Source organism: Streptomyces sp. NPDC041796, from assembly GCF_055590785.1.
In genome coordinates, this window is record NZ_JBVJAH010000076.1 from 1 (window position 1) to 4521 (window position 4521).

2 protein-coding genes are annotated in these 4521 nt (G+C 74.9%); both read right to left on the minus strand.

From position 1 onward, the window contains the following. A partial coding sequence (locus ACZ6C1_RS38685; RefSeq protein WP_469247711.1) for a polyketide synthase docking domain-containing protein occupies window positions 1-193 on the minus strand: 193 nt, incomplete at its 3' end. A gap of 68 nt (window positions 194-261) precedes the next feature. Then, the coding region (locus tag ACZ6C1_RS38690; RefSeq protein WP_469247712.1) for a type I polyketide synthase at window positions 262-4521 on the minus strand (4260 nt) is incomplete at its 5' end.

Here is a 4521-nt window from a genome sequence, read left to right on the forward strand (position 1 = left end):
CGTCCCCACCCGCCACCACCAGATCCCACAAACCCCCCGGCGACGACACACCACCAGGGAACCGACACCCCATCCCCACGATCGCCACCGGCTCGGACTCGCCGCCGCGTTCGGCCTCGGCGAGTCGTGCCTGTGTCTCGTGCAGTTCGGCGGTGACCTTCTTGAGATAGCTCAGGAGCTTCTCTTCGTTCATGACTGACGAACCCTTCGACTTCTCATTGCTTTCACGTGTGGTGGGTGCCGTGCTGGGGCTCGTCCGCGTCAGGAGGCCCGGATGCTCTGGTCGATCAGGTCGAACAGCTCGTCGGCGGTGGCGCTGTGGATCCGCGTGGTGAGGTTCTTCCGCTCGGTCCCGGGCCGCTGCCGTCCGGCCTTCGCCATCAGGGCGTCCAGCCGGCTCACGATCTCGCCCCGGGCGTCGTCGCCGAGTTCGGTGGTGTCGAGGACCGCGCCGATGCGTTCCAGCTCGCGAAGGACGGTGTGTTCGCCGCTCATCAGGGTCCGCAGGTGGGAGGTGACCGCGGCCGGGGACGGATGGTCGAAGACGAGCGTCAGTGGGAGCGTGAGGCCGGTCCTGGCCGCCAGCCGGTTGCGCAGTTCGACCGCGGTGAGTGAGTCGAAGCCCATGTCCCGGAAGGACCGGGTGTCGGCGCCCGCGCTGCCCGCCGTGCCGGTGTGGCCGAGGGTGGTGGCGACCTCGGCACGGACCAGTTCCAGCAGCGCCTCGGCCCGTTCGGCGTCGGTGAGCTGCGCGAGCCGCTCTGCGAGGCCCGGATCGGTGGTGGCGGTGGTGGAGGAGGTGCGGCGGGCGGGACCCCGGGCGAAGTCCCGCAGCAGCGGGTGGGTGTCGCCGGGCTCCGCCCTGCGCAGGGCGGCGAGGTCGAACCGCGCGGGTATCAGGCGCGCGGGCGCCGGGGAGGCCGCGGACCGGCCCAGTGCCGTGTCCAGCAGCGCCAGCCCTTCCTCGTGGGTCAGCGGCCGCAGCCCGCTACGGGCCATCCTGGCCCGGTCGGACGCGCTCAGCCCACCGGCCATGCCGTCCCCGGCCCACGGCCCCCAGGCGAGCGCGGTGCCCACCGTCCCGTGCGCCCGGCGGTGCGCCGCCAGCGCGTCCAGGAAGCTGTTCGCCGCGGCGTAACCGGCCTGGCCCGCCGTGCCGAGCACACCGGCCACCGACGAGAACAGCACGAACGCCGACAGTCCCGCTCCGGCCGTCAGTTCGTGCAGGTTCCAGGCGCCGTCGACCTTGGGCCGCAGGACGGCGGCCAGGCGCTCGGGTGTCAGTGCGGTGAGCACACCGTCGTCCAGCACCCCGGCGGTGTGCACCACCGCCGAGAGGCGGACGCCGTCCAGCAGGTCCGCCAGCCGGTCCCGGTCGGTGACGTCGCAGGCCGCGAGCCGTACGCGGGCGCCCAGCTCCGTGAGGCCGTCCACCAGCGCGTCGGCACCGGGCGCCCGGTCACCGCCGCGGCTGACCAGCAGCAGGTCCCGTACTCCGTGCGCGGTGACCAGGTGGCGGGCCACCGCGCCGCCCAGCGCCCCGGTCGCACCGGTCACCAGGACCGTCCCGGCCGAGAGGGCGACCGGGGCCGCCGGAGCGGCTGGGGCGGCCGGTGCGGGCTGGGCGTCAGGGACGGCCCGGACCGGGTCCGGGACGGTCGCGCGTACCAGCCGCGGCACCAGCACATGGCCGCCCCGCAGGGCGAGTTGGGGCTCGTCCAGGGCGAGGGCGCCGGCGAGCGCGGCCGTCGAGGGTTCGCAGCCGTCCGAGTCGACCAGGGTGATCCGGCCGGGGTGCTCCGCCTGGGCCGACCGTACGAGGCCGTGGACGGCGGCCTGCGCGGGGTTCGGATCACCGGCGTCGTCGCCCGCGCCGACCCCGTTCCGGGTGACCACCACGAGCCGGGTCGCCCCGAACCGCTCGTCCGCCAGCCGGCCCCGCAGCAGCTCCAGGGCCGACGCGACCGACGCGTGTGTCCGGTCGACCACACCGCCGGTGCCGGACGAGCAGTCGGCCATCAGGACCGCCGGAACGGGCGCCCCCGCGTCGATGGCCGCGCCCAGCCCGTCCGGACCGGCGTGGCGGGCCACCGGTTCGCCGGACGCCGACAGGGCCGGGGTGAGCCCGGTGTCCGGCCCCACCACCGCCCAGGGTCCGGCCGGGCCCGCGCCCGGAACCTGCCGCCGCGACCACTCCACCTCGTACAGCAGCGCGTCGGCGGCCGGGTGGGCGGTCGCCATCCGTGAGGCGTCCACCGGGCGGAGGAGGAGCGACCGGGCGGTGAGCACCGGGGCTCCACCGGTGTCGGAGGCCTCCAGCCGCACCTCGCCCGGCCCCGCCGGGGAGAGCCGTACCCGCAGCGCGGTGGCGCCCGTCGCGTGCAGGGTGACGTCGCTCCAGGAGAACGGCAACCAGGCGCGGCCGTCGTCGTCGACCAGGTCGCCGAGTCCTACCGCGTGGAGGGCGGCGTCCAGCAGCGCCGGGTGCAGCCCGTACGCGTCGGCGTCGTCGGCGCCCGCGACCGGCCCGACCTCGGCGAACAGCTCGTCACCCCGTCGCCACAGTGCCCGCAGGCCCTGGAAGGCGGGCCCGTACGCGTAGCCGCGGTCGGCCAGCCGCTCGTACGCGTCGGTCAGGTCCAGCTCCCGCGCGTCGCTCGGCGGCCACTGCGACAGGTCGAAGCGGGCCGGCGGTGCGGCGGGCGCGAGGACACCGCTCGCGTGCCGGGTCCAGGCGTCGTCGTCCTCCTTGCCGCTCTCGGGCCGGCCGTGGAGGGAGAACCGCCGTCGTCCCGCGTCGTCCGGGGCGCCGACCGACACCTGGACGCGGGTCCGTTCCCCGTCGCCGAGTACCAGCGGGTCGTGCAGGGTGAGTTCGGCGACCTCACCACAGCCCACGGCGTCCGCGGCCCGTACGGCGAGCTCCACGAAGGCCGTCCCGGGCAGCAGCACCGCCCCGGCCACCTGGTGATCGGCGAGCCAGGGAAGGGTCGCCGTGCTCACGGTCCCGGTCAGCAGGTGGCTGTCGGTGCCGGCCACCGGGAGTTCGGCGGCGAGCATCGGGTGCTCGGCCGCGGACATGCCCGCGGCGGAGACGTCACCGGCCGGAGTGGCGGGCCGCAGCCAGTACGGGACCCGCCGGAACGGGTAGGTGGGCAGGTCGACCGGGGCCGCGCCGGTGCCGTCGTACACCCTGGGCCAGTCGACCTTCAGGCCGCCGGCCCAGGCGCGTCCGAGACCGGCCAGCAGCGTGGCGGGCTCCGGGCGGCCGGCCCGCGACAGCGCGACCGACACCGGCCGGCCGGGCTCCTCGCCGTCCAGTTCGGCCGGACAGGTCTCCGCCATCGCGGCCAGCACCCCGTCGGGGCCGATCTCCAGCAGGTGCGTGACCTGCTGGCGGTGCAGCTCCGCGACACCGTCGGCGAACCTGACCGCTTGACGGACGTGCGCCACCCAGTGGTCGGCGGAGCACAGTTCGGCGGCAGTGGCGAGCCGTCCCGTGAGGTTCGAGACGATCGGGACGGACGGCGCGGTGAGGGACAGTCCGGCGACGACCGCACGGAACTCGTCCAGCATCGGTTCCATCAGCGGCGAGTGGAACGCGTGACTCACCCGCAGCCGCTTGGTCCGGTGGCCCTGCCGGGCGGCCTGTTCGGCGAGCGGCAGCAGGACGGCTTCGGGTCCGGAGATCACCACCGAGGCGGGTCCGTTGACCGCCGCGATGCCCACCTCGCCGGAGACACCGGCCAGGAGCGCGGTGACCTGTGCCTCGCTCGCCTGGACGGCGAACATCGCCCCGCCGGCCGGAAGGGCCTGCATCAACCGGCCCCGTGCGGCGACCATCGTGCACGCGTCGGCGAGGGTGAGCACCCCGGCCACGTGCGCCGCGGCGAGTTCTCCGACGGAGTGGCCCAACAGGAAGTCGGGCCGTACGCCCCAGGACTCCAGCAACCGGTACTGCGCCACTTCGAAGGCGAACAGCGCGGCCTGGGCGTACGCCGTACGGTTCAGCGCCTCACCGCCCTCGGTGATCACCTCCCGCAACGGACGGTGCAGATGGGGGTCGAGCCCCGCGCACACCTCGTCGAACGCCGCCGCGTACCCAGGGAAGGCCTCGCACAACTCGGCACCCATACGCACCCGTTGAGCGCCCTGTCCGGTGAACAGCGCCGCTGTCCGGGCGGGTGACGCGACCCCGCGCACCACTCCGGGGCCGTCCGTCCCGCCGGCCAATGTGTCGAGGCCGGTCAGGAACGTGTCACGGTCGGTACCGACGAGCACGGCCCGGTGGTCCAGGGCCGCTCGGCCGGCGGCCAGCGTGAGGCCCACGTCGGCCGGGTGCGGTGACGGTCCGTCGGACAAATGGGCCCGCAGGCGGGCGGCCTGTTCCTCAAGCGCCTCGGCGCTCCTGGCGGAGAGCACCCAGGGCAGGGGGTGGGTGGTGGTGGGTTGGGTGTCGTGGTCGGGTTGGGGGGGTGCTTGTTCGAGGATGATGTGGGCGTTGGTGCCGCTGATGCCGAA